Consider the following 22,595-nt stretch of genomic DNA (forward strand, 5'->3'; position numbering starts at 1 on the left):
TCCTGTGACCGGCCTACGGGTGTTCTTTCCCTCCCTATTACGATCAGCCCACACGACCGCCCCTTTCCCCCTGAAGGACATCGCATGGGCTCGGCCAAGAACAGCAGCAACGCGGACCGCAAGGCGCGAATAGAGGAGATGCGGCGTGCCGAGCGGGCTCGGGAACGCCGTAGCCGCATCCTCACCATCGGGGCGAGCGTGGTGGTCGTCGTCGGTCTCGTCGTCGGCGGCGTGATCCTGGTGAACTCGCAGTCCGACGACGACGCGAGCACCGCGGCCGACTCCAAGCCCACCGGCGACGCCGGGATCTCCGGGAGCTTCACCACCGGCTCGGACGGCGTGAAGACGTGGAAGGGCAAGCTGGGCCAGACCCATGTCACCAAGGCGGTGAAGTACCCGATGGAGCCGCCGGTCGGCGGCAACCACGACCAGGTCTGGATGAACTGCAACGGCGACGTCTACACCGAGGCGATCAACAGCATGAACGCCGTGCACTCCCTGGAGCACGGCGCGGTGTGGGTGACGTACACCAGCAAGGCCAAGAAGGCCGACGTGGACGCGCTCGCGGCCAAGGTGAAGCAGACGCCGTACACCCTGATGAGCCCGGACGAGAAGCAGGCGGCCCCGATCATGCTGTCCGCGTGGGGGCACCAGCGCACGGTGACGGGCGCCTCCGACCCGAACGTGGACAAGTTCTTCGCCCAGTACGTCCAGGGCAAGCAGACGCCCGAGCCGGGCGCGGCGTGCACGAACGGTCTGTCGAAGTGAGGTCCGCCGCGGTGGCCGTGGCCGTGGCGGGGGTGCTCGTCGCGGCGGGCGCGATCACCTACGCCGTCGCCGAGGACAGCGGCTCCGGCGACGGCACCCCGACCGCCGAGTCCGCGGACGCCGGCTTCGCCCGCGACATGGCGGTGCACCACCAGCAGGCCGTGGAGATGTCGTACATCGTGCGCGACCGCACCGACGACGTGGAGGTGCGGCGGCTGGCGTACGACATCGCGCAGACGCAGGCCAACCAGCGCGGCATGCTGCTGGGCTGGCTGGACCTGTGGGGGCTGCCGAAGGTGTCCGCGGGCCGGCCGATGAGCTGGATGGGCATGGGTGACATGCCGGCCGGCAAGGACGGGGCGCTGATGCCGGGCATGGCGACCAACAGCGACCTGAAGAAGCTGAACACGCTCAGCGGCAGGCAGGCCGAGGTCTTCTACCTCCAGCTGATGACGGACCATCACAAGGGCGGTATCCACATGGCCGAGGGCTGTGTGGACAAGTGCGCGGTCGGCGTGGAGAAGCGGCTCGCCCAGGGCATGGTCAACGGCCAGGAGTCGGAGATCTCGTTGATGGCGGGCATGCTCAAGGAGCGGGGCGCGAAGGCGCGCTGACCGCGCCCCCCGGGGAGTCCTGTGCCCCTGTGTCCATAGCGGGATAACCCTCGGTGTTGGTGCTGTCTTAACCCTCAAATGGCCTTGTCATTAGGTTAATTGGGGCCTTCTTGGCATCGGCATTCCCCTGGCGTGAACGGTTCGTCGCGAGAGTGGCCAGCGTCGAGTGATCACTCGCGCCGAACCACACCAGGGGGTTCCATGAGATCCAACCGCGCCAAGGTCCGCGCCGGGGTGGGCATGGCGGCCACACTGCCCATGCTCGCCGGTGCGCTGGCGCTCGGCATGCCCGCGGCCCACGCCGCGGACAACCCGGCCCGGCAGACGCTGGCGGGCACCCGGCCCGCCTGGGCCACGGCCAAGGCCGACCGGGGCGCCAGCTCCGACGCCGCCCAGGTCTCCGCCCGGGTCTACCTCGCCGGCCGGGACGCCACCGGCCTCGCCGCGTACGCGAAGGCCGTGTCCGACCCGGCCTCCGCGTCGTACGGCAAGTACCTCAGCGCCCGGCAGGCCAAGGACCGCTTCGGCGCGACCGCGGCCCAGGTGGCCGCGGTGAAGTCCTGGCTGACGTCGGCGGGCCTGAAGGTCACGGACGTCACCGAGCACTACGTCGCCGTCAGCGGTGACGTGGCCGCCGCCGAGAAGGCCTTCGGCACCCAGCTGCACAACTACGCCAAGGGCTCCAGGACCTATCGCGCCCCGTCGAAGGCGGCCTCCGCCCCGGAGGGCCTGAACGGCGCCGTCCTGACCGTCACCGGCCTGGACAACGCTCCGCACCGGCTGAGCCACGACGACCAGCTGCCGCCGCCGGAGACCGTGTTCCGCAACGCCGGGCCGTTCTCCTCGTCGTACGGCTCGAACATCGCGAGCACCCTGCCGGACGCCTACGGCGGGAAGATCCCGTACGCCGTCAAGGGCTACACCGGCAAGCAGCTGCGGGCCGCGTACGGCGCGGGCACCCGCACCGGCAAGGGCGTGCGCGTCGCCATCACCGACGCCTACGCCTCGCCGACCATCGCCTACGACGCGGCCACCTACGCGAAGAAGCACGGCGACGCCGCGTGGAAGACCGGGCAGCTGCACCAGGTGCTGCCCAAGAGCTACACGAACACCAAGGACTGCTCGGCGGCCGGCTGGTACGGCGAGGAGACCCTCGACGTCGAGGCCGTGCACGCGGTCGCGCCCGCCGCCGACGTCACCTACGTGGGTGCCCAGTCCTGCACCGACGCCGATCTGCTGGACGCGCTCGGCAAGGTCGTCGACAACCACCTGGCCGACATCGTCTCCAACTCCTGGGGCGAGGTGGAGTCCGCCGGGACCCCGGACATCGCGGCCGCCTACGACCAGGTCTTCCAGCTGGGCGCGGTGGAGGGCATCGGCTTCTACTTCTCCTCCGGCGACGACGGCGACGAGGTCGCCAGCTCCGGGACGAAGCAGGTCGACATCCCGGTCAGCTCCGCCTGGGTGACCGCGGTCGGCGGTACGTCCCTGGCGGTCGGCCAGCGCGACACGTACCAGTGGGAGACCGGCTGGGGCACGCTCAAGGCGACGCTCTCCGACGACGGCAAGAGCTGGACCGACTTCCCGGGCGCCTTCACCTCGGGCGCGGGCGGCGGCACCAGCAAGTCCGTCGCCGAGCCCGGCTACCAGAAGGGTGTCGTCCCGGACGCGCTCGCCCAGGCCAACAACGCCGAGGGCAACCGGGTCGTCCCGGACATCGCGGCGGTCGCCGACCCCAACACGGGGTTCCTGGTGGGCCAGACGCAGACCCTGCCGGACGGGAAGACGCAGGCGTACGACGAGTACCGCATCGGCGGCACCTCGCTCGCCGCGCCGGTGATCGCGGCCGTACAGGCTCTCGCGCAGGAGGCCGCGGGCGGCACGCCGATCGGCTTCGCCAACCCGACGATCTACGCGAAGTACGGCTCGAAGCTCTACCACGACGTCACGGACAACCCGACGGGCTCCGGCCTCGCCGTGGCCCGGGTCGACTTCGTCAACGGCTACGACGCGACCGGCGGCCTGGCCACCTCGGTCCGCACCCTGGGCAAGGACAGCTCGCTCCAGGCCGTGAAGGGCTACGACGACGTCACCGGCGTGGGGACACCCGCGCGCGGCTACGTGGAGTCGTACCGCCGCTGACCACGGCGGCGGGACCCGATCCCGGTGCGTCCGCCTCCCGACGGGGTTCCGTCGGGAGGCGGACGCGCTCGCGCAGCCGGTGCGAGCGGGCACGCGCGAACAGGGTGTTGCTGATGGCGCCGACGGTCAGGGTGGCGGCGACGAACAGCCAGTCACTCACTGCTCCTCCTTCGTCACGGCCAGTCGTACCGCGGCAGGCGTGACGGGAGCCCGCTTTCCGCCGGAACGCGGGTGGCCGGGGGCGGGCTGTGATACCGGCGATACCGGAGGGGCCATCACCCCATCGCGTCGCTCTGACGATTACACTGAACGCGTGCCTCAACTACGTCTCGCCCTGAACCAGATCGACTCGCGCGTCGGCGACATCGCCCAGAACACCGAGACGATCCTCCGCTGGACCCGGCACTCCGCCGAGCAGGGAGCGCATCTCGTGGCGTTCCCGGAGATGGTGCTGACCGGGTATCCCGTCGAGGACCTGGCTCTTCGGTCGTCCTTCGTCGACGCCTCCCGCACGGCCCTGCGCACGCTGGCCGGCCGTCTCGCCGACGAGGGCTTCGGGGAGCTGCCCGTGGTCGTCGGCTACCTCGACCGCTCCGAGTCCGCCCAGCCCAGGTTCGGCCAGCCGGCCGGCGCCCCGCGCAACGCGGGCGCGGTGCTCCACCGGGGCGAGGTGGCGCTGACGTTCGCCAAGCACCACCTGCCCAACTACGGCGTCTTCGACGAGTTCCGCTACTTCGTGCCCGGCGACACCATGCCGGTGGTGCGGGTGCACGGCGTCGACGTGGCCCTGGCCATCTGCGAGGACCTCTGGCAGGACGGCGGGCGCGTCCCGGCGGCCCGCTCCGCCGAGGCCGGCCTCCTGCTCTCCGTCAACGCCTCGCCGTACGAGCGCGACAAGGACGACACCCGCCTGGAGCTGGTCCGCAAGCGCGCCCAGGAGGCGGGCTGCACCACCGCCTACCTCGCGATGAGCGGCGGCCAGGACGAACTGGTCTTCGACGGCGACTCGATCGTCGTCGACCGGGACGGCGAAGTGATCGCGCGGGCCCCGCAGTTCTCCGAGGGCTGCGTGGTCCTCGACCTCGACCTCCCGGCCGCCTCCCCGAACGCCCCGACGGGCGTGGTGGACGACGGTCTGCGCATCGACCGCGTCGTCCTGTCCGAGGAGCCCCTCGCGCCCTACGAGCCGGAGCACACCGGCGCCTACGCGGACCGCCTCGACGACGCCGAGGAGGTCTACTCGGCGCTGGTCGTGGGCCTGCGGGCGTATGTCACCAAGAACGGCTTCGAGTCGGTCCTGATCGGTCTGTCGGGCGGTATCGACTCGGCGCTCGTCGCGGCGATCGCCTGCGACGCGGTGGGCGCGCAGAACGTGTACGGCGTCTCGATGCCCTCGAAGTACTCCTCCGACCACTCCAAGGGCGACGCGGCGGAACTGGCCCGCCGCACGGGCCTCAACCTCCGTACGGTGCCGATCGAGCCGATGTTCGACGCGTACATGGGGTCGCTGGGACTGACGGGACTGGCCGAGGAGAACCTCCAGTCCCGGCTCCGGGGCACCATGCTGATGGCCATCTCCAACCAGGAGGGCCACATCGTCCTGGCCCCCGGCAACAAGTCGGAGCTGGCGGTGGGCTATTCGACGCTCTACGGCGACTCGGTGGGCGCCTACGGCCCCATCAAGGACGTCTACAAGACGTGGATCTTCCGCCTGGCCGAGTGGCGCAACCGCGCGGCCGTGGAGCGGGGCCAGACCCCGCCGATCCCCGAGAACTCCATCACCAAGCCCCCGAGCGCGGAACTCCGCCCCGGCCAGGTGGACACGGACTCCCTGCCGGACTACCCCGTCCTGGACGCGATCCTGGAGCTCTACGTCGACCGCGACAAGGGTGCCGACGAGATCGTCGCCGCCGGCTTCGACCCCGCCCTGGTCGCCAAGACGCTGCGCATGGTCGACACCGCCGAGTACAAGCGCCGCCAGTACCCGCCGGGCACGAAGATCTCCGCGAAGGGCTTCGGCAAGGACCGCCGGCTGCCGATCACCAACGGGTGGCGGGAGTCCTTGTGACCTGCGGGCCGGCGTCGTCCTGCCGGTGACGGGCGCGGGTGCGGCCGCTCGGTGCGGCCGCACAGTGCGCTCGGTCGGTGCGGTCAGTCGGTCAGTCGGTCAGGGCAGGAGCTCGACGTACCCCCCGGTTCCGTGCACGCGGATCCGCTGCCCGTCCCGGATCCGCCGGGTGGCCCCCTCCACGCCCACGACGGCCGGCAGGCCGTACTCGCGGGCGATCACCGCGCCATGGGTCATCAGGCCGCCCACCTCCGTCACCAGGCCCGCGACCGCGACGAACAGCGGCGACCAGCTGGGGTCGGTGAAGGTCGTGACCAGGATGTCGCCCGCTTCGAGATCGGCGTCCGCCAGGTCGAGGACGACGCGGGCCCGCCCCTCGACGGTCCCGGCGGAAACCGGCAGGCCGACCAGGGCGTCGGCCGGCACGTCGTCGCGCCGGTACGCCCCGTTGAGCGCTTCCCCGTCCGAGGTGAGCACCCGGGGCGGGGTGAGCGCCTGGTACGAGCGGTACGCGTCCTTGCGCTGTTGGATGAGCCGGTCGTCCACAAGGTGCGAGCGCACGACGTCGTGGAGTTCCTGGAACGTGAGGTAGAAGATGTCCTCCTGCTCGGCAAGCACGCCGGCCCGCACGAGGCGCCCGGCCTCCCCCAGCAGGGCCTGCTTGTAGACGAAGTAGCGGCTGACGATGTCGTACTTCGGGTACTCGCGGTAGCCGATGAAGGTGCGGACCCGGTCGATCATGGCCTTGGTCTCGTCTGCCTTCCGCGCCCCGTCCGGCAGGGCCCTGAGGCGTGACAGCACCTCCTGTTCCTTCTGCTGCGCCTGCCGGTGCCCCTGCTCGAAGCGCCGCCGGGCCGCGCCCGGTTCGAAGTTCCTGACGTTGTCGAGGATCACGGGAACGAGCGTGCCGGGACGCTCGCGCCAGCGCGGCCTCGTGATGTCGATCTCGCCGACGCAGCGCATGCCGTACAAGTCGAGGTAGGCCTCGATGGCGTCGCGTGCCTCGGTGCCGCCCGGGAGCTTCCCCAGTTCGTCGAGGAAGCCGTCGTCCCGTACGTCCCGCAGGAAGGCGACCACCTCGGTGTGCGGGCGGATCACGTCCGCGACGTCGAGCAGCGCGAGCCCCATCTCCGAGGTGACGTTGCCGGGGGCGGACAGGGTCAGCGTGTCGGCGGCGTTCTTCTCGCCGAGCCACTCCTCCAGCTTGTCGTTGAGCCACCAGGTGGCCTCCATCCCCGCCATGATCGCCTGGAAGTTCAGCGGGTCTCCGAGGACGCGTTTGTGCTCCTCGACGGCCTCCAGCAGGAAGTCGAACAGCGCCGGTCCGGTCTTCGTCCGTACCTCGCGCCGAAGGGCGGCGACGGACTCCCGGCTGCGCTCGATCAGCCCGGCAACGACGGCCGGATCGGTCTCGATCGGGGTGGGCGGTCCCCCGGCCCGCGGCCCGGCGGGGGGCGGGTCCGGGAGCGACGGGACGAGGTCCTCACGTTCGAGGACGGTCTCCAGCGCGTCCCTGACCAGTGGATCGCCCCTGCCCATGAGGTCCAGAAGGCCGGCGCGGCTCGCGGGCGAGGCCAGGCGCGGGGTGATCTCGACGAACAGCCTCCCGCCGGCCTCGTGCATCGGAGTCATCGCCGTCAGCCGCCACATGGAGAGCCCCAGGGGCTTCATGGCGTCGGTCATCATCTGCTGGTGGCCGACGGAGACGTAGACGTGAGGCTCCTGGTCGCCGGTCTCGGGGACGGGGAACAGCGTCGTGATCGGCCGGCTCTGGACGATGTGGAAGTCGTCGTCGGCCAGGCACCATTCGATGTCCTGCGGGCGGCCGAAGTGCGCTTCGATCCGCCGCCCGAGTTCCACGAGCCGTACGACCTGCGCATCCGTCAGCGCCGGCTGCTCCTGCCGCCGCGCGTCGACCGCCACTTCCCGCGTGCCGCCGGCCGGCAGGGCGTGAACGGCACGCTGCTTGGCGGCGATCGCCTTGGCGACGATCTCGCCGTGGCGCACCTTGAAGACGTCCGGGTTCACCAGGCCGGAGACCAGGGCCTCGCCGAGGCCGAAGCCGGCGTCCACGGTGGCGGTCCGCCGGTCGCCCGTGACGGGGTCGGCCGTGAACAGGATGCCGGCCGCGTCCGGGAGGACCATCCGCTGCACGACCACGGCCATGCGGACCGTGCGGTGGTCGATGCCCTGGCGCCGGCGGTAGGTCACGGCCCGCTCGGTGAACAGCGAAGCCCAGCACCGGCTGACGTGCTCCAGGATCGCCGTCGGCCCCATCACGTTCAGGTACGTGTCCTGCTGGCCGGCGAAGGAGGCCGTCGGCAGGTCCTCCGCCGTCGCGCTGGACCGGACCGCGTAGGCGGCCCGCTCACCGAACCGGGTGAGCGCGCCGGTGATCGCCGCCGCGAGATCGCCCGGGACGGCGATCCCCTCGATGGTCCGGCGCGTCCGCTCGCTGAGCGTGCGGACCGCCTCCCGGTCGTCCGGGTCCACGCGCGACAGCCGATCGAGCAGGTCGTCGACCGACGGCGCCCGCGCCACGACCCGTTGGAAGGCGTCCGTCGTCACGCAGAAACCGGCCGGCACGCGGATGCCGTCGATCCGCGACAGCCGGCCCAGGTGCGCGGCCTTGCCGCCGACGGCCGCGACCCTCGTCTCGTCGACTTCGTGAAGACCCACCACGTACGGCTCGCTCATCGCGCTCCCCCGACCGGTCCGACGTCGCCGCGTCCCTCGTACGTCGACAGCAACACACGCACGTTCGTGCCCTCATTTCCGCAGGTTGTGGCATCGGCCGACGATTGTGCGCCCCCACCCGGGTCTTGCGGCAAGCCCCCCGGCGCGCTATAGCTTGAGAAGGGAGGGGGGATCTCTCTCCGTCCGTTCGGCGATCGTGCGACGATCACTGGCGTGACCGACTTAATGCCCCCCCAGGACATGGCCCGCCGTACCTCGGCCGCAGTGGACGCGGCTGTCGGGGCGGCGCGCGATCTCGGACTCACCGTGACGGACGCCCGGGTGCTGCACGACCTGTTCTCCGTCGTCGTCCACCTCGCGCCCTCACCGGTCGTGGCCCGCGTTCCCACCGTCCTGCCGGCCCACACGGACCTCGACGTCCTGGCAGACCGTCAGCGGGCGGAGCTGGACGTGACCCGGTGGCTCGCGGATCAGGGAACGCCGGTGATCCCGCCGAGCCCGCTGGTGCCGCCGGAGCCCGTTCGGCGGGACGGATTCTCGATGACGTTCTGGCAGTTCGTCGAGGAGGACCGGTCCAAGGAGCCCGACTACGCGGCGAACTCCGAGATCACCGCCGACCTGCACGCCGCGATGCGCGCGTATCCGGGCCCGCTGTCGTTCCTGTCGGCGGCCGATCCGCAGTTCGTCACCGACAGCCTCGACCTGCTCGGTGACAGTCCCGACCTGCTCGCTCCGGCCGATCTGGACCGGGCCCGCCGGGAGTGGCAGGTCCTGGAGCCGCTCGTGCGCTCGCGTACGGCGTTCGAGAAGGCGTTCCCCGGCGTCGACCTCCAGCCCGTCCACGGCGACTCCCCGCCCGCGAACGTCTTCGCCGGGGTGGACGGCGCCCGCTACGCCGACTTCGAGCTGGTCACCCTGGGCCCCGTCGAATGGGACCTGGCCGCCCTCGGACCCGACCTTGAGGCCGCCTACAACCGCGGCGCGCGGCGCAACGGCATGCGGCCGCTGAACGAGGACGTCCTGCGCTTCGTGAACGCGGTGGGCATGCTGCGGGCCATCACCTCTCTCACCCTCGTGCCCCAGTTCCCCGCGCTGCTGGAGTACTTGAGCCCGGCCGTCGACCAGTGGCGGACGACACCGTTCGCCGGCGGGGTGGCCGGATGACCTCGGCGCTCCCCGCCGCCGACCGGGAACTCGTCCGGGCCGCGGCCCACGTCGCGCGCACGCGGTGCCGGGGCGACAACCACACCATGGCGGCGGCGGGCCGCGCCCCCGACGGCCGGATCGTCACCGCGGTGAACGTCTACCACTTCACGGGAGGGCCCTGCGCGGAGCTGGTCCTCATCGGCGCGGCCGCCGCCCAGGGGGTGTACGAACTGGAGACGGTGGTGGCCGTCGGCGACCGTGACCGCGGGGTCGTTCCGCCGTGCGGCCGGTGTCGTCAGGTGCTGCTCGACTGCTTCCCCGCCGTCAAGGTCCTCGTCGGTCGGGGTGATCGCGTCCGGTCCGTGCCCGTCGCCGACCTGCTGCCCGAGAGCTACGTCTGGGCCGACCACCAGGTCGAGGCGGACACCGCCGCGCCGTCGGAGCCGTAGACGATGAAGCCGTACGTGAAGCCGTAGACGACGCCGTGGAAAATTCCGTGCCGTGCCGTCCGGGATGGCACAGACTCGCCCCATGGCGGACATGCGGGCGTTCCGGGACGCGGTCGGTGGCTGGGCGGGCGGCGGTTCCGGTGCGGAGGCCGGGGAGCTGGCCGTACGGCTGGGGGTGCGGACGGCGGTGCTGCTGGAAGGGCTGAGCGACCTCGCGGCCGTCGAGGCCCTGGCCGAACGGCGGGGCCGGGATCTCGCCTCCGAGGGCGTGGGCGTCCTGTCGATGGGCGGGGCGATGAACATCGGCCGCTACGCCGGGCTCCTCGGCCCGCCCGGGCTCGGTCTGCGGCTGGCGGGACTGTGCGACGTACGCGAGGAGCCCTTCTACGACCGGGGCCTGAAGCGGGCGGGGGCGCCCTACCGGGACTTCTTCGTGTGCGTCGCGGACCTGGAGGACGAGCTCGTCCGGGCGCTGGGCACGGCACGGGTCGAGGAGATCGTCCGGGACGAGGGCGACCTGCGCGCCTGGCAGACCTTCCTGCGCCAGCCCGCCCAGCACGGCCGGCCCCGCCATCAGCAGCTGCGGCGCTTCCTCGGCACGAAGAAGGGCCGCAAGATCCGCTACGGCCGTCTGCTCGTCGAGGCCCTCGAACCGGAGCGGGTGCCTGCCCCGCTCGACGACCTCCTCACCAGCGTCTGACCGGCCGGGGCCTCTGGAACGACGCCCCCGAGCCGGTGATCGACCGGCGCCTCTGACGGGCCGAGCCCGTGATCGACCGGCGCCTGTGACCGGCCGCATCGCCGGCCGACCATGGGCCTGCAACCGGCCCCGCACCTCCCACCGGCCCGAGCTCGCGATCGCCTCGCACCTCCGACCGCCCCGGGCCCGCGATCGACCCCCGTCTCCGGACCGTCCCGAGCCTGCGATCAACCCACCCGCGAGCCGGCCCGCCCCCCAACACACGAACGCGGGGCCGACGGTGACGAACCGTCGGCCCCGCGTCCTGGACAGCGGTCAGTGCCGCACCGCCTCCATGTCCCGCGGAACGTGCGAGGCGACAATGCGTTCGCGGCTCGCCGTGGGTGCGGGCACCCGGCGGCGGTCCACGGCGTACGCCGTCCCGGCCACCGCGAGGCCGAGGACCGCGAGGCCCGCGCCCGCGAGGGCCGGGGAGGTCACGCCGAAGCCCGCGGCGATGGCGAGACCGCCGATCCAGGCGCCGCCGGCGTTGGCCAGGTTGAACGCGGCCTGATTGGCGGAGGAGGCCAGGGACGGGGCCGCCGACGCCTTCTCCATGACCATCAGCTGGAGCGGGGAGCCGGTCGCGAAGGCCGCCGTGCCGAGGAGGACGACCCCCAGGGCCGCGCTCCACGCCGTGGACATCAGCAGCGGGAAGAGGGCCAGCACCGCCACCAGGGAGATCAGGCCGCCGAAGAGGGTGCCGCGCAGGGAGTGGTCGGCGAGGCGGCCGCCGAGGAGGTTGCCGGCGGTGGCGCCGACGCCGAACAGGGCCAGCAGCAGCGTCACGCTGGAGTCGGCGTAGCCGGCGGCGTCGGTGAGCATCGGCGTGATGTAGCTGTAGGCGGCGAAGAGGGCGCCGAATCCGGCGACCGTCGTGCCGAGGGCCAGCCAGACCGGAAGGGACGTCAGCGCGGCCAGTTCGCGGCGGACGCCGACGCTCGGCGTGTGCGCGTGGTCGTGCGGGATCAGCAGGGCCAGCGCGGCGATCGCGGCCAGGCCGATCGCGCCGACGCCGACGAAGGTGGCCCGTCAGCCCATGTGCTGCCCCATGAGCGTGGCGACGGGCACGCCCGCGACGTTGGCGACGGTCAGGCCGAGGAACATCAGCGACACGGAGCGGGCCTTGCGCTCCGGCGCGGACAGCGTGGTGGCGACGACGGCGCCGACGCCGAAGAAGGCACCGTGCGGCAGGCCGCTGACGAAGCGGGCGGCCAGGAGCCAGTGGTAGTCGGGGGCGAAGCCGGACAGCACGTTGCCGGCGACGAAGAGGACCATCAGGCCGATCAGGACCTTGCGGCGGGACATGCGCGCGGTGACCGCGGCCAGCAGCGGTGCGCCGATCACCACCCCCAGCGCGTACGCGGAGACCAGGTGACCGGCCTCGGGGATCGAGATGTTCAGGTCGGCTGCGACGTCGGGCAGGAGGCCCATCATCACGAACTCGGTGGTACCGATGCCGAAGGCGCCCACGGCGAGAGCGAGCAGAGCCAGGGGCATGAAGAAAACCTGTGCCTTTCGGGGAGTGCGGAGGTCCGTGCTTGAAGCGTATGTTCAAGTACGGAACAAAGTCCCCCGGGCCCGCTATTCCGGCTGGTCAGCTCACGATGCCGTGGCGAGGTTCACACGCGCGGCCACCGGCAGGTGGTCGCTCCCGGTCTCGGGCAGCGTCCAGGAGCTCTCCGGCTCCATCCCCCGGACCAGGATCTGGTCGATGCGCGCCATCGGGAACGACGCCGGCCAGCTGAACCCGAAGCCGCTGCCCACCGCGCCCTGCGTGGAGCGCAGCTGGGCGGTGACGGCGTTGAGGGAGCGGTCGTTCATCGTGCCGTTCAGGTCACCGAGCAGGACGACCTTGGCCACCTTCTCGTCGGCGATCGCCTCGCCCAGCGCGTCGGCGCTCTTGTCGCGCTGCCGGGCCGTGAACCCGGCCTCCAGCTTCACCCGCACCGACGGCAGATGGGCGACGTACACCGCGACCGGCCCCCGGGGCGTGGTCACCGTGGCGCGCATGGCGCGCGTCCAGCCGAGCTTGATGTCGACGGTCCTGACCCCGGCCATCGGGTACTTGCTCCACAGCCCGACGGTGCCCTGCACCGAGTGGTACCGGTACGTCGACTCCAGCGCCCGCTCGTACACCGGGACCGCCGAGGTGGTCAGCTCCTCCAGGGCCACGATGTCGGCGCCGGACGCGGCCACGTCACGGGCGGTGCCGGAGGGGTCGGGGTTGTCGGCGTTGACGTTGTGCGTGGCCACGGTGAGGTCACCGCCGGTGCCCGCCTTGTCGCTGAGGAGCCCGCCGAAGAGGTTCAGCCACACGATCGCCGGAAGCAGGACGGCGATCAGCGCGGTCGCCGACCTGCGCCACAGCGCGAGCAGCAGCAGGACCGGGACGCCCAGGCCCAGCCAGGGCAGGAAGGTCTCGACGAGGCTGCCGAGGTTGCCGACGACGTTCGGGATCTGCGCGTGCAGCAGCATGATCAGGGCGACCACGACCGCGATGCCGGTGAGGACCAGGCCCCGCCGCCAGATCCGCGGATCGCCGCGCCAGCCGGTCACCAGGCGGCTCGTCACGCGGTTCATCAGGCGTCGAATCCGGTTCCCCCGGCGCTCGGGCCCCGAGCCTCCGTTGTCCGTCTCCGTCATGTACGCCTGCTGCGCCATACCGCGTCGCCTCACTGCCTGCCGTGCACACCGTTATCCCCTCGTGCCCTACGACCCTAGGGGATGATCGGCGCCGATCCTGCCGTCCCGGGACGGCCGTACCTGGACGAGGACGCACAAGTCGGCGCGGCGAGTTCCGATTGCGGAGGGGGAAAGCGCGTGCTGTGACGAAACGCGCACATGAGGTTGAGGCTCTTACGGCGACGGGGAACTGACGGGCGGTGAGCTGACGCCCGGCGCGTCGGGGGGCCGCAGACCTTCGAGGACGGAGTCGACGATCCGTTCGGCGAGCCCGTCGGGCAGGTCGGCGTCGGGGCGCATGACGGTCCGCAGGAGCATGGGGCCGATGACCATGTCGATCATCAGCTCCAGGTCGATGTCGGTGCGCAGTTCGCCGTCGCGCTGTCCGCGGCGCAGGATCTCGATCTGGAGCCTGCGCCGCGGCTCGACGACGCTCGCGTGGTACGCGGCCCAGACCTTCGGGCTGCTCTTCATCTGGGCGTGGACGTTGTGCAGGAGTGCGGAGGTCCGGGTCAGCACTCCACGCTCGCGCAGCTGTTCGAGGGAGGCCACGAGGTCGTCGCGCATCGAGGTGCCGGGGAGGACGGGGTCCGGCGGTTCGGCGGAGCGCACGACGTCGACGAAGAGCTCCTCCTTGCCGCTCCAGCGGCGGTAGATGGTGGCCTTGCCGACTCCGGCGGTACGGGCGATGCGCTCGATGGACAGCTCCGCGAGCGGCACCCCCTCCTCCAGGAGCTTCACCACGCCTTCGACGACGGCGCGTTCCACCCCCTCGCTGCGGGGCCGGCCGCGGGCGGCGCCCTCCGGTTTGGGCGGACCGCCCGTCGCGGGCGGGTCGGCGAGGCTGCTCACGTCTGCTGCGTCCCTTCTGCGGCCCGGGGTTCCGTGGCCTCGGCCGATTGTCCCCCGGGCATGGTCATCACTCGGACGCGGCCGCCAACTCCGGCTCCTTCTCGCCCTCCTGAGGGGCCGGCGGCCTGCCCGGCAGATACCGGGCGACGACGATCGCGCCGAGCACGGCCACGCCCGCTCCCCACAGCGCGGTGATGTGCATCGCGTGCAGGAACGCGTCGTTGGCGGGACCGACCAGGTCCTGGCCGCGCGGGCCGAGCTTCGCCGCGACACCGAGGGTCGCCTCGATGGACTCGCCGGCGGTGTGGCGCAGGTCCGCCGGGACGAGGCCGAGCCTGTCGTCGATGCCGTTGCGGTAGGCCGTGGACAGGACCGAGCCGAGGATCGCGATCCCGAGGGCGCCGCCGACCTGCCGGAAGGTGTTGCTGAGCGCGGAGGCGGAACCGGCCTTCTCGCGGGGCAGGGCCTGCATGATGACGACGCTGGTCGGCGTCATGATGTGCGCCATACCGGTGCCCATGAGGAAGAACACCACCTCCAGGATCCAGATCGGGGTGTCCGCGTCCAGGGTGGCGAACGCGGCCAGCGTCGCGGCGATGATCACCATGCCGGCCGTGGTGGTGGCCTTGTTGCCGAACCGGTCGACGAGCAGCCGGGCCCGCGGCGCGAAGATCATCTGGGCGGCGGCAAGCGGCAGCATCAGCAGACCGGTCTGGAGCGGCGAGTAGCCGCGCACGCTCTGGGTGTAGAAGACCGAGAAGAAGGTCACGCCCATCAGCGCGAAGAAGACCAGCGCGATGGCGGCGATCGCGGCCGAGAAGACCTTGTTCTTGAAGTACGTCACATCGATGGACGGGTGGTCGCTGCGCGCCTCGAACACCACGAATCCGACGAGTACGGCGACACCGGCGCCGATGGTGGCGAGCACGGTGGCGTCGGTGAAGTCGGCGAGCTGGCCGCCCTTGATGATGCCGTAGACCAGCAGGACCAGGCCGACGACGGACAGCACGACGCCGACGGGGTCGAGGCGGCCGGGGCTGGGGTCGCGGGAGTCGGGCACCAGCCACAGCATCAGCGCGACCGCCAGGATCACGATCGGCACGTTGATGAGGAAGACCGAGCCCCACCAGAAGTGGTCGAGCAGGACGCCGCCGGTGATCGGCCCGATGGCGATGGCGAGACCCACCCCGCCCGCCCAGATGCCGATGGCCTTGGGCTGCTCCTCGCGCTCGAAGACGTTCATCAGGACGGCGAGGGTGGCCGGCATGACGAAGGCGGCGCCGAGGCCCATCACCGCGCGGAACGTGATGAGTTCACCGGGCGAGCCGGAGGAGGCGGCCAGTGCGGAGCCGATGCCGAACAGGACCAGGCCGCCCAGCAGGACCCGCTTGCGGCCCAGCCGGTCGCCGAGCAGGCCGGCCGTGAACAGCAGGCCCGCGAAGACCAGGGTGTAGGAGTTGATCGCCCACTCCAGCTCGCCCTGGGTGGCGCCCAGGCCCGTCGGGGCGGGGGTGGAGATCGTCTTGATGGCGACGTTCAGGATCGAGTTGTCGAGCACCACGATCAACAGGCTCAGCATCAGCACGCCGAGGATCGCCCAGCGGCGCCGGTGCACCGCCTCCGGTATCCGGGGCTCAGGGACTGCGGTAGTCATGCGGTCGAGGCTAGAACAATTTCGATACGGAACCGTCTCGTATCGTATTCTTTTACCGAGGTCTTACGTATGCGAGGGCTTACGCATACGGCTTACGCAGACGAGGGCCTACGGGTGCCCGGATCCTGGGTGCCTGAACGGTCACACCGACCTCCTCTGGCCCTCCCTGGCACGAAGTGCCACCATGGAGGAGATCCGGGGACGCCGTCAGGGCGCCTCGAGATGACTGAAGGAGCCGTTGCAATGACGCAGCTTTCGGCTGCCCGGACCGCGCAGACGGGGCCCTCCGACAGCGGCAAGACGCTGTACGGGGGCAAGGGCACACGCCGTATCACCGTGCGCGACATCGCCCTCGCCAAGGAGCGCGGCGAGAAGTGGCCCATGCTCACCGCCTACGACGCGATGACCGCGTCCGTCTTCGACGAGGCCGGGATCCCGGTCATGCTCGTCGGGGACTCGGCGGGCAACTGCCATCTCGGGTACGAGACCACCGTGCCCGTCACCCTCGACGAGATGACCATGCTCTCCGCCGCCGTCGTACGCGGCACCTCTCGCGCCCTCATCGTCGGCGACCTCCCCTTCGGGTCCTACCAGGAAGGTCCCGTCCAGGCGCTGCGGTCGGCGACCCGGCTGGTGAAGGAGGCCGGCGTCGGGGCCGTCAAGCTGGAGGGCGGCGAGCGCTCGCACCGGCAGATCGAGCTGCTGGTGGAGTCCGGGATCCCCGTCATGGCCCACATCGGTCTCACCCCGCAGTCCGTCAACTCCATGGGCTACCGCGTCCAGGGGCGGGGCGAGGAGGCGGCGGCGCAGTTGCTGCGGGACGCGAAGGCCGTGCAGGACGCGGGTGCGTTCGCTGTCGTGCTGGAGCTCGTTCCCGCGGAGCTCGCGGCCGAGGTCACGCGCGTGCTGCACATCCCGACGGTCGGGATCGGCGCCGGTTCCGAGACCGACGCGCAGGTTCTGGTCTGGACCGACATGCTCGGTCTGACCGGTGGTCGCGTCCCCAAGTTCGTCAAGCAGTACGCGAATCTGCGTGAGGTCATGGGCGACGCGGCGAAGGCGTTTGCGGAGGACGTCGTCGGCGGAACGTTCCCCTTGGACGAGCACTCCGTCCACTGAGCCATCGCGGCACAGAGGCAGCCCGCCGATCTTCCCCCGTCGGCGGGCTGCCGTTTTTTCTCGCCCCCGCCGCCCCTACCCGTCCCATCCCTGGGGGCTGCCGCCCCCAGCCCCCCCCGATCGGCCCTGAAGGGGCCTCGTCCTCAAGCGCCGGACGGGCTGAAAAATCCAGCCCCTCCGGCGTTTGAGGAGCGGGGTCTGGGGCCGAGCCCCAGAAGGATGGGACGGGTAGGGGCGGCGGGGGCGAGAACACCTCGGTTCGCGCCTGTAGGCGACCTGTCGGTGGTTTGTCGGTGGGGGCTGGCACCGTCGTCGGCATGACGCGAATCGACAAGAACCCCAACGACGGCCGGCCCGCCGTCTCCGTGCGGGGGCTGGTCAAGCACTACGGCGAGACCAAGGCGCTGGACGGCGTGGACCTGGACGTGCGTGAGGGCACGGTGATGGGGGTGCTCGGCCCGAACGGCGCCGGGAAGACGACCCTGGTGAGGATCCTGTCCACGCTGCTCGCCCCCGACGCGGGCCGGGCCACCGTGGCCGGCTACGACGCCGTACGACAGCCCAGGCAGCTGCGGAGGGTGATCGGCCTCACCGGCCAGTACGCGTCGGTGGACGAGAAGCTCCCCGGCTGGGAGAACCTGTACATGATCGGCCGGCTGCTGGACCTCCCCCGCAAGGAGGCCCGCGCGAGGGCGGACGAGCTGCTGGAGCGCTTCTCGCTCACGGACGCGGCCAAGCGCCCCGCGGCGACGTACTCGGGTGGCATGCGGCGCCGGCTGGACCTGGCCGCGTCGATGATCGGCCGCCCGACGGTGCTGTTCCTGGACGAGCCGACCACGGGCCTGGACCCGCGCACCCGCAACGAGGTGTGGGACGAGGTCAAGCGGATGGTCGGTGAGGGAGTCACCGTGCTGCTCACCACCCAGTACATGGAGGAGGCCGAACAGCTCGCCTCCGAGCTGACGGTCGTCGACCGCGGCCAGGTCATCGCGGGCGGCGCCATCGAAGAGCTGAAGGCGAAGGTCGGCGGCCGCGCCCTGCGGGTCCGCCCGGCGGATCCGCTGCACCTGCGCCCCCTCGCCCACGCGCTGGACGAGCTGGGGATCACCGGGCTCGCCACCACGACCGTGGACGCCGACCGCGGGGACGTCCTCGTGCCGATCCTCAGCGACGAGCAGCTGACGGCCGTGGTCGGCGCGGTCACCGCGCGCGGCATCACGCTCTCCTCGATCACCACCGAACTGCCCAGCCTGGACGAGGTGTTCCTGTCCCTCACCGGCCACCGCGCCAGTGCCCCGCAGGACACCGTGCCCACCGACGACCGCCAGGAGGTCGCCGTATGAGCGCCGCAACCGCCACCACCGCCCCCGCGGCCTCGCTCGACGCGGACGCCCGTATCCCGCTGCGCGGCCATCTGCGCCACACCGGCGCCCTGATCCGCCGCAACCTGCTGTGGATCCGGCAGGACCCCGAGTCGATGTTCGACGCGCTGCTGATGCCGATCGTGTTCACGCTGCTGTTCGTGTACGTCTTCGGCGGCTCGATCGGCCAGGCCCTCGGCGGCGGTCAGGACGCCTACGTCCAGTACGTGATCCCCGGCATGCTGGCGATGATGAGCATGACGATGTCCCAGGGCGTCGGCACGGGCTTCAGCCAGGACTTCAACAGCGGTGTGATGGACCGCTTCCGGTCGCTGCCGATCGGCCGTGGCTCGGTGCTGTTCGCGAAGATCACGGTGGAGGTGGCGCGGATGCTGTTCGCGACCACCGTGCTGATGATCGTCTCCGTGCTGGTCGGCTTCGAGATCACCAGCTGGACCGGTCTGTTCGCGGCCGTGGGCCTGTCCGCGCTGTTCGCCTCGTCGATCATGTGGGTGTTCCTCACCCTGGGTGTGATCCTGAAGAACGCGCAGTCCGTGCAGGCGATGGGCTTCCTGGTGCTGTTCCCGCTCCAGTTCGGCTCGTCGATCTTCGCGCCGACCGACTCCATGCCGAGCTGGCTCCAGCACTTCACCGACTACAACCCGCTGTCCACGCTCGCCGACGCGGCCCGCGGACTGATGGTGGGCGGCCCGGTCGCGCACGACCTGTGGGTGACCATCGGCTGGTCGGTGGCGATCACGGCGGTGATGGCGCCGGTCGCGATCCACAAGTTCCGTACCAAGAACTGACGCGGGTGCACCCCGGTGCGCGCGTCACAGCAGGGCGGTGGCCTCCTCGGGGGAGAGGCCGCCGCCCTGCGCGTACGCCGACTCGTAGGCGTCGTCGCCGAGCGCGGCGCGCAGGGCCCGCACGGCCCTGTCGCGCGCGTCGCGCTCGATGAACGACGGCACATGGGCGGACGGCAGCAGCGCGTCCGCGGCTCCGAGACAGCGGGCGCCGTCATCGGCGCGGCGGCCGTCCTCGACGGCGGCGAGGGCGAGGCCGGCGGTGTACAGGTACATGGTGCGCATATAGGGGGCGATGGCCTGGGCCAGCGGGTCCGCGGCCTGCTCCAGCGCCCGGCGGGTCAGGTCCAGGGACTCCTCGTAACGGCCGTCGACGGCTTCCAGCCAGCCCTCCGAGCCGAGGATGAAGGCGTCGAAGAGGACGAAGTACGCGATGCTGAACTCCTCGCGCAGCAGGCGCAGTTGCTCACGTGCCTCGGGGACACGGCCGGTCATCCCGAGATGACCGGCGAGGAACAGCCGGGCGGCGGGCATCGCGTCGTTGCGCGCGCCGCTCTGGTCGGCGATCACCTCGCGCAGCAGGTTCTCGCCGCGCTCCCGCTGCCCGGTCTCGATCAGCGCGCTGCCCATCCGGGCGCGATGCACGGCCACCTGGGCGTGGGCGCCGAGCCGTTCGGCGTAGTCGATCGCGGCCTGGTAGGTGACGACCGCCGCCTCCCACTCGCCCTTGCGTTCATGGGCCTCACTGCGGGCGGCGAGGGCCTCCGCCGCTCCCCACAGGTCGCCGAGGCGCTCGAAGATCCGCAACGACTCGTCGGCGTCGCGGGGGGCGTCGTACGCCCAGTCGGGGCGTTGGGCGGAGATGTTGGCGCGCATCTGGAGGGCCGCGCCGAGCTCCCAGTCGTAGCCGGGCGTGTTGCGGCTGGTCTCCACGGTCGCGGTGACGACGTCACGCAGCCGCTCCATGTTCCCGGTGAGCATGAGGGCGTAGAACCAGAGCATGCCGGGGGTACGGCAGGTCTGCGGCAGACCCGGCTCGTAGGTCTCCGTGATGGCGCGCAGTTTCGCCTGTGCCGACGAGGTCTGCCAGGTCTCCAACTCGGTGTCCATGCAGGCGAGATGGACGAGGTGGACACCCCGGCGGGCCTCCGCGAGGACCTCGCCGGTCCACGGGGGCGGGGTGTCCGTGCAGCGCTGCCACACCGGTTCGGCGCGGCGGACTGGCTCGGCGAACGGGTCGGGGCCGAGGGCCTGCACCTCGCGGGACCAGTGGCGGGCCTCCATGCGCAGGTCGCGCATCTGCCAGTACCAGGACAGCGACAGCACCAGGCACAGCCCCTCCTGCTCGTCCCGGTCGGCGACGGCGTGACGCAGGGCGGTGCGCAGGTTCTCGTACTCGCGCTCCAGCAGCCCGATGGCGTCGAACTGGGCGGAGCCGCGCAGCAACGGCTCGGTGACACGGGCCAGTTCACGGAAGTACGTCAGGTGCGCGCGCTCGGCCCCGGCACGCTTCCCGGTCTCGTCGAGGCGTTCGCCCGCGTACTCGGCGACGGTCTCCAGGAGCCGGTAGCGCATGTCGCCGTCGCCCGAAGGGGCCGCCACCACGAGGGACTTGTCGACGAGCGAGCCGAGCGCCTCCAGCGCGGCGGGCCCGCAGACGGCCTCGGCGGCGGGCAGGTCGCAGCCGCCCGCGAAGACGGACAGCCGCCGCAGCACGTCCCGTTCACCGTCGTCCAGCAGTTCCCAGGACCAGTCCACGACGGCCCGCAGGGTCTGCTGGCGGGGCAGGACGGTGCGGCTGCCGGAGGTGAGCAGGCTCAAGCGGTTGTCGAGCCGCTCGGCGATCTGACGGGGCGTCAGCATGCGCAGACGGGCGGCCGCGAGCTCGATGGCGAGCGGCAGTCCGTCGAGGCGCCGGCAGATCTCGGCGCACGCCTCGGGGTCGTCCTCGACGCGGAATCCGGGCCGGGCCGCGGCACCCCGGTCGGCCAGCAGCCGCAGCGCGACCGGCTCGGGCAGCGGCTCCACGGGACGCAGCAACTCCCCCGGCACGCCGAGGGGTTCGCGGCTGGTGGCGAGCACCGTCAGGCCTGGGCAGCGCTCCAGCAGCTCCTCCACGAGCCGGGCGGCGGCGTCCACGACGTGCTCGCAGTTGTCCAGGATCAGCAGCATGCGCCGCCTGCCGCAGTGCTCGGCGAGGCGCTCGACGGGGTCGTCGTGGCGCTCGCCCGCGGCGCGCATCGCCTCGGCGCCGGCGCCGTACAGCACGGTCTCGCGGGCCCCGACCGCGGTGAGCACGGCTTCCGGTACGGCCTCGGGGTCGTCCACGGGCGCGAGTTCGGCCAGCCACACGCCGTCCCGTGCCGTGTCCCGCACGGTCTCCGCGGCCTCCTGCGACAGCCGGGTCTTCCCGGCCCCGCCGGGTCCGAGCAGCGTGACGAGCCGGGCCGCCGCGAGGTCGCCCCGGATGACCTCGATGTCGGACTCCCGGCCGACGAAGGAGGTGAGCCGGGCCCGGAGGTTGCCGCGGGGCGGTAAAGCGGGGGCGCCCCCGTCGAGGGCGCCGGCTCTCCCGGCGGGGTCCGCGACCGCGGTGGGCCGGGCGGGCCGGGTGCGCTCGGGGCCGGTCCCCGGCCGGAGCAACTCCCCGTGCAGGTCCCTCAGTTCCGGTCCGGGGTCCGCGCCGAGCCGGTCCGCGAGGAGGCGTCGTACGTCCTCGTAGGCGGCCAGTGCCTCCGCCGCGCGGCCGGCGTCGCGCAGGGCGCGCAGGCGCAGGGCCTGGAGGGGTTCGTCCAGCGGGTGGGTGTCGCACAGCGCGGTGAGTTCGGGCAGGGCCTGTTCGGCGTCACCGAGGGCGAGGGCGGCGGTGTGGCGGGCGCGCAGGGCGTCCAGGTGCCGGGTGTCGCGGCGGGCCGCCTCCGCGGTCCGGTCCGGAAGGTCGGCGAGGGCCGGGGCGCGCCACAGGGCGAGGGCGTCGTCGAGGACGACGGCCGCCTTGGCGGGGTCGCCGTCGGCCAGCGCGCGCGTGCCCTCGTCGACCAGCCGCTCGAAGCGGTGCAGGTCGATGTCGTCGGGCGCTGCGGTGAGCCGGTAACCGCCCTCCGCCGACGCGATCGCGTCCGCGCCGAGCGTCCTTCTCAGACGGCCCACCAGCGCCTGGAGCGCACCGGGCGCGTCGGCGGGCGGGTCGTTGTCCCACACCTCGTCGACCAGCAGGTTCACGGGTACGGTACGGCCCGCCCGTAGCGCGAGCACGGTCAGCAGAGCACGCAGCCGCGCCCCACCGACCGGGAGGGGTGTCCCGTCGGGCCGAACTGCCTGGGTGGTGCCGAGAATGCGATAGCGCACGGGATCCATTGTCTCCGGAGGTGTCCGGGCCGGTCACGGAGTTCCGCCGGTGCGGCGGGAACGAGGCCGGTCCAGGGGGTGGTGGCGGGGTGCCGTCACGGCGGAAGGGAACGGGGGACGAGGGGGCGGAGGACTGGCAGACGGTCG

Annotated in this window: 16 protein-coding genes and 1 pseudogene; 10 read left to right on the plus strand and 7 right to left on the minus strand. The window is 71.8% G+C overall.

Translation table 11 applies throughout. The features are described from left to right. Window positions 1-84: 84 nt before the first annotated feature. The 3 genes from SLINC_RS13510 to SLINC_RS13520 all read left to right on the plus strand — a co-directional run bounded on the left by SLINC_RS13510 (window position 85) and on the right by SLINC_RS13520 (window position 3,524). The gene (locus SLINC_RS13510; RefSeq protein WP_067431403.1) at window positions 85-768 is read left to right on the plus strand and encodes a DUF3105 domain-containing protein; all 684 of its coding nucleotides are present in this window, start codon (window positions 85-87) and stop codon (window positions 766-768) included. Then, window positions 765-1,382: a DUF305 domain-containing protein gene (locus tag SLINC_RS13515; protein ID WP_067431406.1), complete on the plus strand. Its 618-nt coding sequence runs from the start codon at window positions 765-767 to the stop codon at window positions 1,380-1,382. The genes SLINC_RS13510 and SLINC_RS13515 overlap by 4 nt, the downstream gene beginning before the upstream one ends. Window positions 1,383-1,583: 201 nt before the next feature. Continuing rightward, window positions 1,584-3,524: a S53 family peptidase gene (locus tag SLINC_RS13520; RefSeq protein WP_067431409.1), complete on the plus strand. Its 1,941-nt coding sequence runs from the start codon at window positions 1,584-1,586 to the stop codon at window positions 3,522-3,524. Here the strand turns inward: SLINC_RS13520 and SLINC_RS13525 are convergent. Then, complete coding sequence (locus SLINC_RS13525; protein WP_067431412.1) at window positions 3,472-3,684, minus strand: hypothetical protein; 213 nt, start codon at window positions 3,682-3,684, stop codon at window positions 3,472-3,474. The genes SLINC_RS13520 and SLINC_RS13525 overlap by 53 nt on opposite strands. 153 nt (window positions 3,685-3,837) lie before the next feature. Here SLINC_RS13525 and SLINC_RS13530 point away from each other — a divergent pair, with 153 nt between their 5' ends. Then, on the plus strand, window positions 3,838-5,592 hold the full coding sequence (locus tag SLINC_RS13530; protein WP_067431415.1) for an NAD+ synthase: 1,755 nt from the start codon (window positions 3,838-3,840) through the stop codon (window positions 5,590-5,592). Window positions 5,593-5,691: 99 nt separating this feature from the next. Here the strand turns inward: SLINC_RS13530 and rph are convergent, their stop codons facing one another. Next, the gene (gene rph, locus SLINC_RS13535) at window positions 5,692-8,289 is read right to left on the minus strand and encodes a rifamycin-inactivating phosphotransferase (RefSeq protein WP_067431418.1); all 2,598 of its coding nucleotides are present in this window, start codon (window positions 8,287-8,289) and stop codon (window positions 5,692-5,694) included. 225 nt (window positions 8,290-8,514) lie between these two features. On the opposite strand from rph, the gene SLINC_RS13540 reads away from it, so the two are divergent. From SLINC_RS13540 to SLINC_RS13550, 3 genes are all read left to right on the plus strand, one after another. Next, window positions 8,515-9,453 carry a phosphotransferase gene (locus SLINC_RS13540; protein ID WP_067431422.1) on the plus strand — a complete coding sequence of 313 codons (939 nt, stop codon included), beginning with the start codon at window positions 8,515-8,517 and terminating at the stop codon, window positions 9,451-9,453. After that, a complete protein-coding gene (locus tag SLINC_RS13545) occupies window positions 9,450-9,884 on the plus strand; it encodes a cytidine deaminase family protein (RefSeq protein ID WP_067445302.1) in 435 nt (144 codons plus the stop codon). Before SLINC_RS13540 ends, SLINC_RS13545 begins: the two co-directional genes overlap by 4 nt. An 82-nt stretch (window positions 9,885-9,966) precedes the next feature. Next, a complete protein-coding gene (locus SLINC_RS13550) occupies window positions 9,967-10,584 on the plus strand; it encodes a TOPRIM nucleotidyl transferase/hydrolase domain-containing protein (protein ID WP_067431424.1) in 618 nt (205 codons plus the stop codon). A gap of 315 nt (window positions 10,585-10,899) precedes the next feature. Here the strand turns inward: SLINC_RS13550 and SLINC_RS13555 are convergent. From SLINC_RS13555 to SLINC_RS13570, 4 genes and pseudogenes are all read right to left on the minus strand, one after another. Continuing rightward, window positions 10,900-12,123: pseudogene (locus tag SLINC_RS13555) on the minus strand (MFS transporter). A gap of 102 nt (window positions 12,124-12,225) precedes the next feature. Then, the gene (locus tag SLINC_RS13560; protein WP_375141526.1) at window positions 12,226-13,206 is read right to left on the minus strand and encodes an endonuclease/exonuclease/phosphatase family protein; all 981 of its coding nucleotides are present in this window, start codon (window positions 13,204-13,206) and stop codon (window positions 12,226-12,228) included. 276 nt (window positions 13,207-13,482) lie between these two features. Further along, entirely contained in the window at window positions 13,483-14,160 is a 678-nt protein-coding gene (locus tag SLINC_RS13565; protein ID WP_067431430.1) for a TetR/AcrR family transcriptional regulator, read from the minus strand. A 67-nt stretch (window positions 14,161-14,227) separates the two neighbouring features. Then, window positions 14,228-15,814, minus strand: coding sequence for an MFS transporter (locus tag SLINC_RS13570; RefSeq protein ID WP_079164518.1), 1,587 nt, complete (start codon window positions 15,812-15,814; stop codon window positions 14,228-14,230). Between the two features lie 243 nt (window positions 15,815-16,057). Between SLINC_RS13570 and panB the strand changes: the two genes are divergently transcribed. The 3 genes from panB to SLINC_RS13585 all read left to right on the plus strand — a co-directional run bounded on the left by panB (window position 16,058) and on the right by SLINC_RS13585 (window position 19,103). Next, window positions 16,058-16,933 carry a 3-methyl-2-oxobutanoate hydroxymethyltransferase gene (gene panB, locus SLINC_RS13575; protein WP_067431436.1) on the plus strand — a complete coding sequence of 292 codons (876 nt, stop codon included), beginning with the start codon at window positions 16,058-16,060 and terminating at the stop codon, window positions 16,931-16,933. Window positions 16,934-17,250: 317 nt separating this feature from the next. Continuing rightward, on the plus strand, window positions 17,251-18,276 hold the full coding sequence (locus SLINC_RS13580) for an ATP-binding cassette domain-containing protein (RefSeq protein ID WP_067431439.1): 1,026 nt from the start codon (window positions 17,251-17,253) through the stop codon (window positions 18,274-18,276). Continuing rightward, complete coding sequence (locus SLINC_RS13585) at window positions 18,273-19,103, plus strand: ABC transporter permease (RefSeq protein ID WP_067431442.1); 831 nt, start codon at window positions 18,273-18,275, stop codon at window positions 19,101-19,103. Before SLINC_RS13580 ends, SLINC_RS13585 begins: the two co-directional genes overlap by 4 nt. A 24-nt stretch (window positions 19,104-19,127) precedes the next feature. On the opposite strand, the gene SLINC_RS13590 is transcribed toward SLINC_RS13585, so the two are convergent. Further along, window positions 19,128-22,457 (minus strand): AfsR/SARP family transcriptional regulator, encoded by a 3,330-nt coding sequence (locus SLINC_RS13590; RefSeq protein WP_067431445.1) that lies wholly within the window; start codon window positions 22,455-22,457, stop codon window positions 19,128-19,130. Window positions 22,458-22,595 lie beyond the last annotated feature (138 nt).

Source organism: Streptomyces lincolnensis, assembly GCF_001685355.1.
In the GTDB taxonomy this organism is placed as follows: Bacteria; Actinomycetota; Actinomycetes; order Streptomycetales; family Streptomycetaceae; genus Streptomyces; species Streptomyces lincolnensis.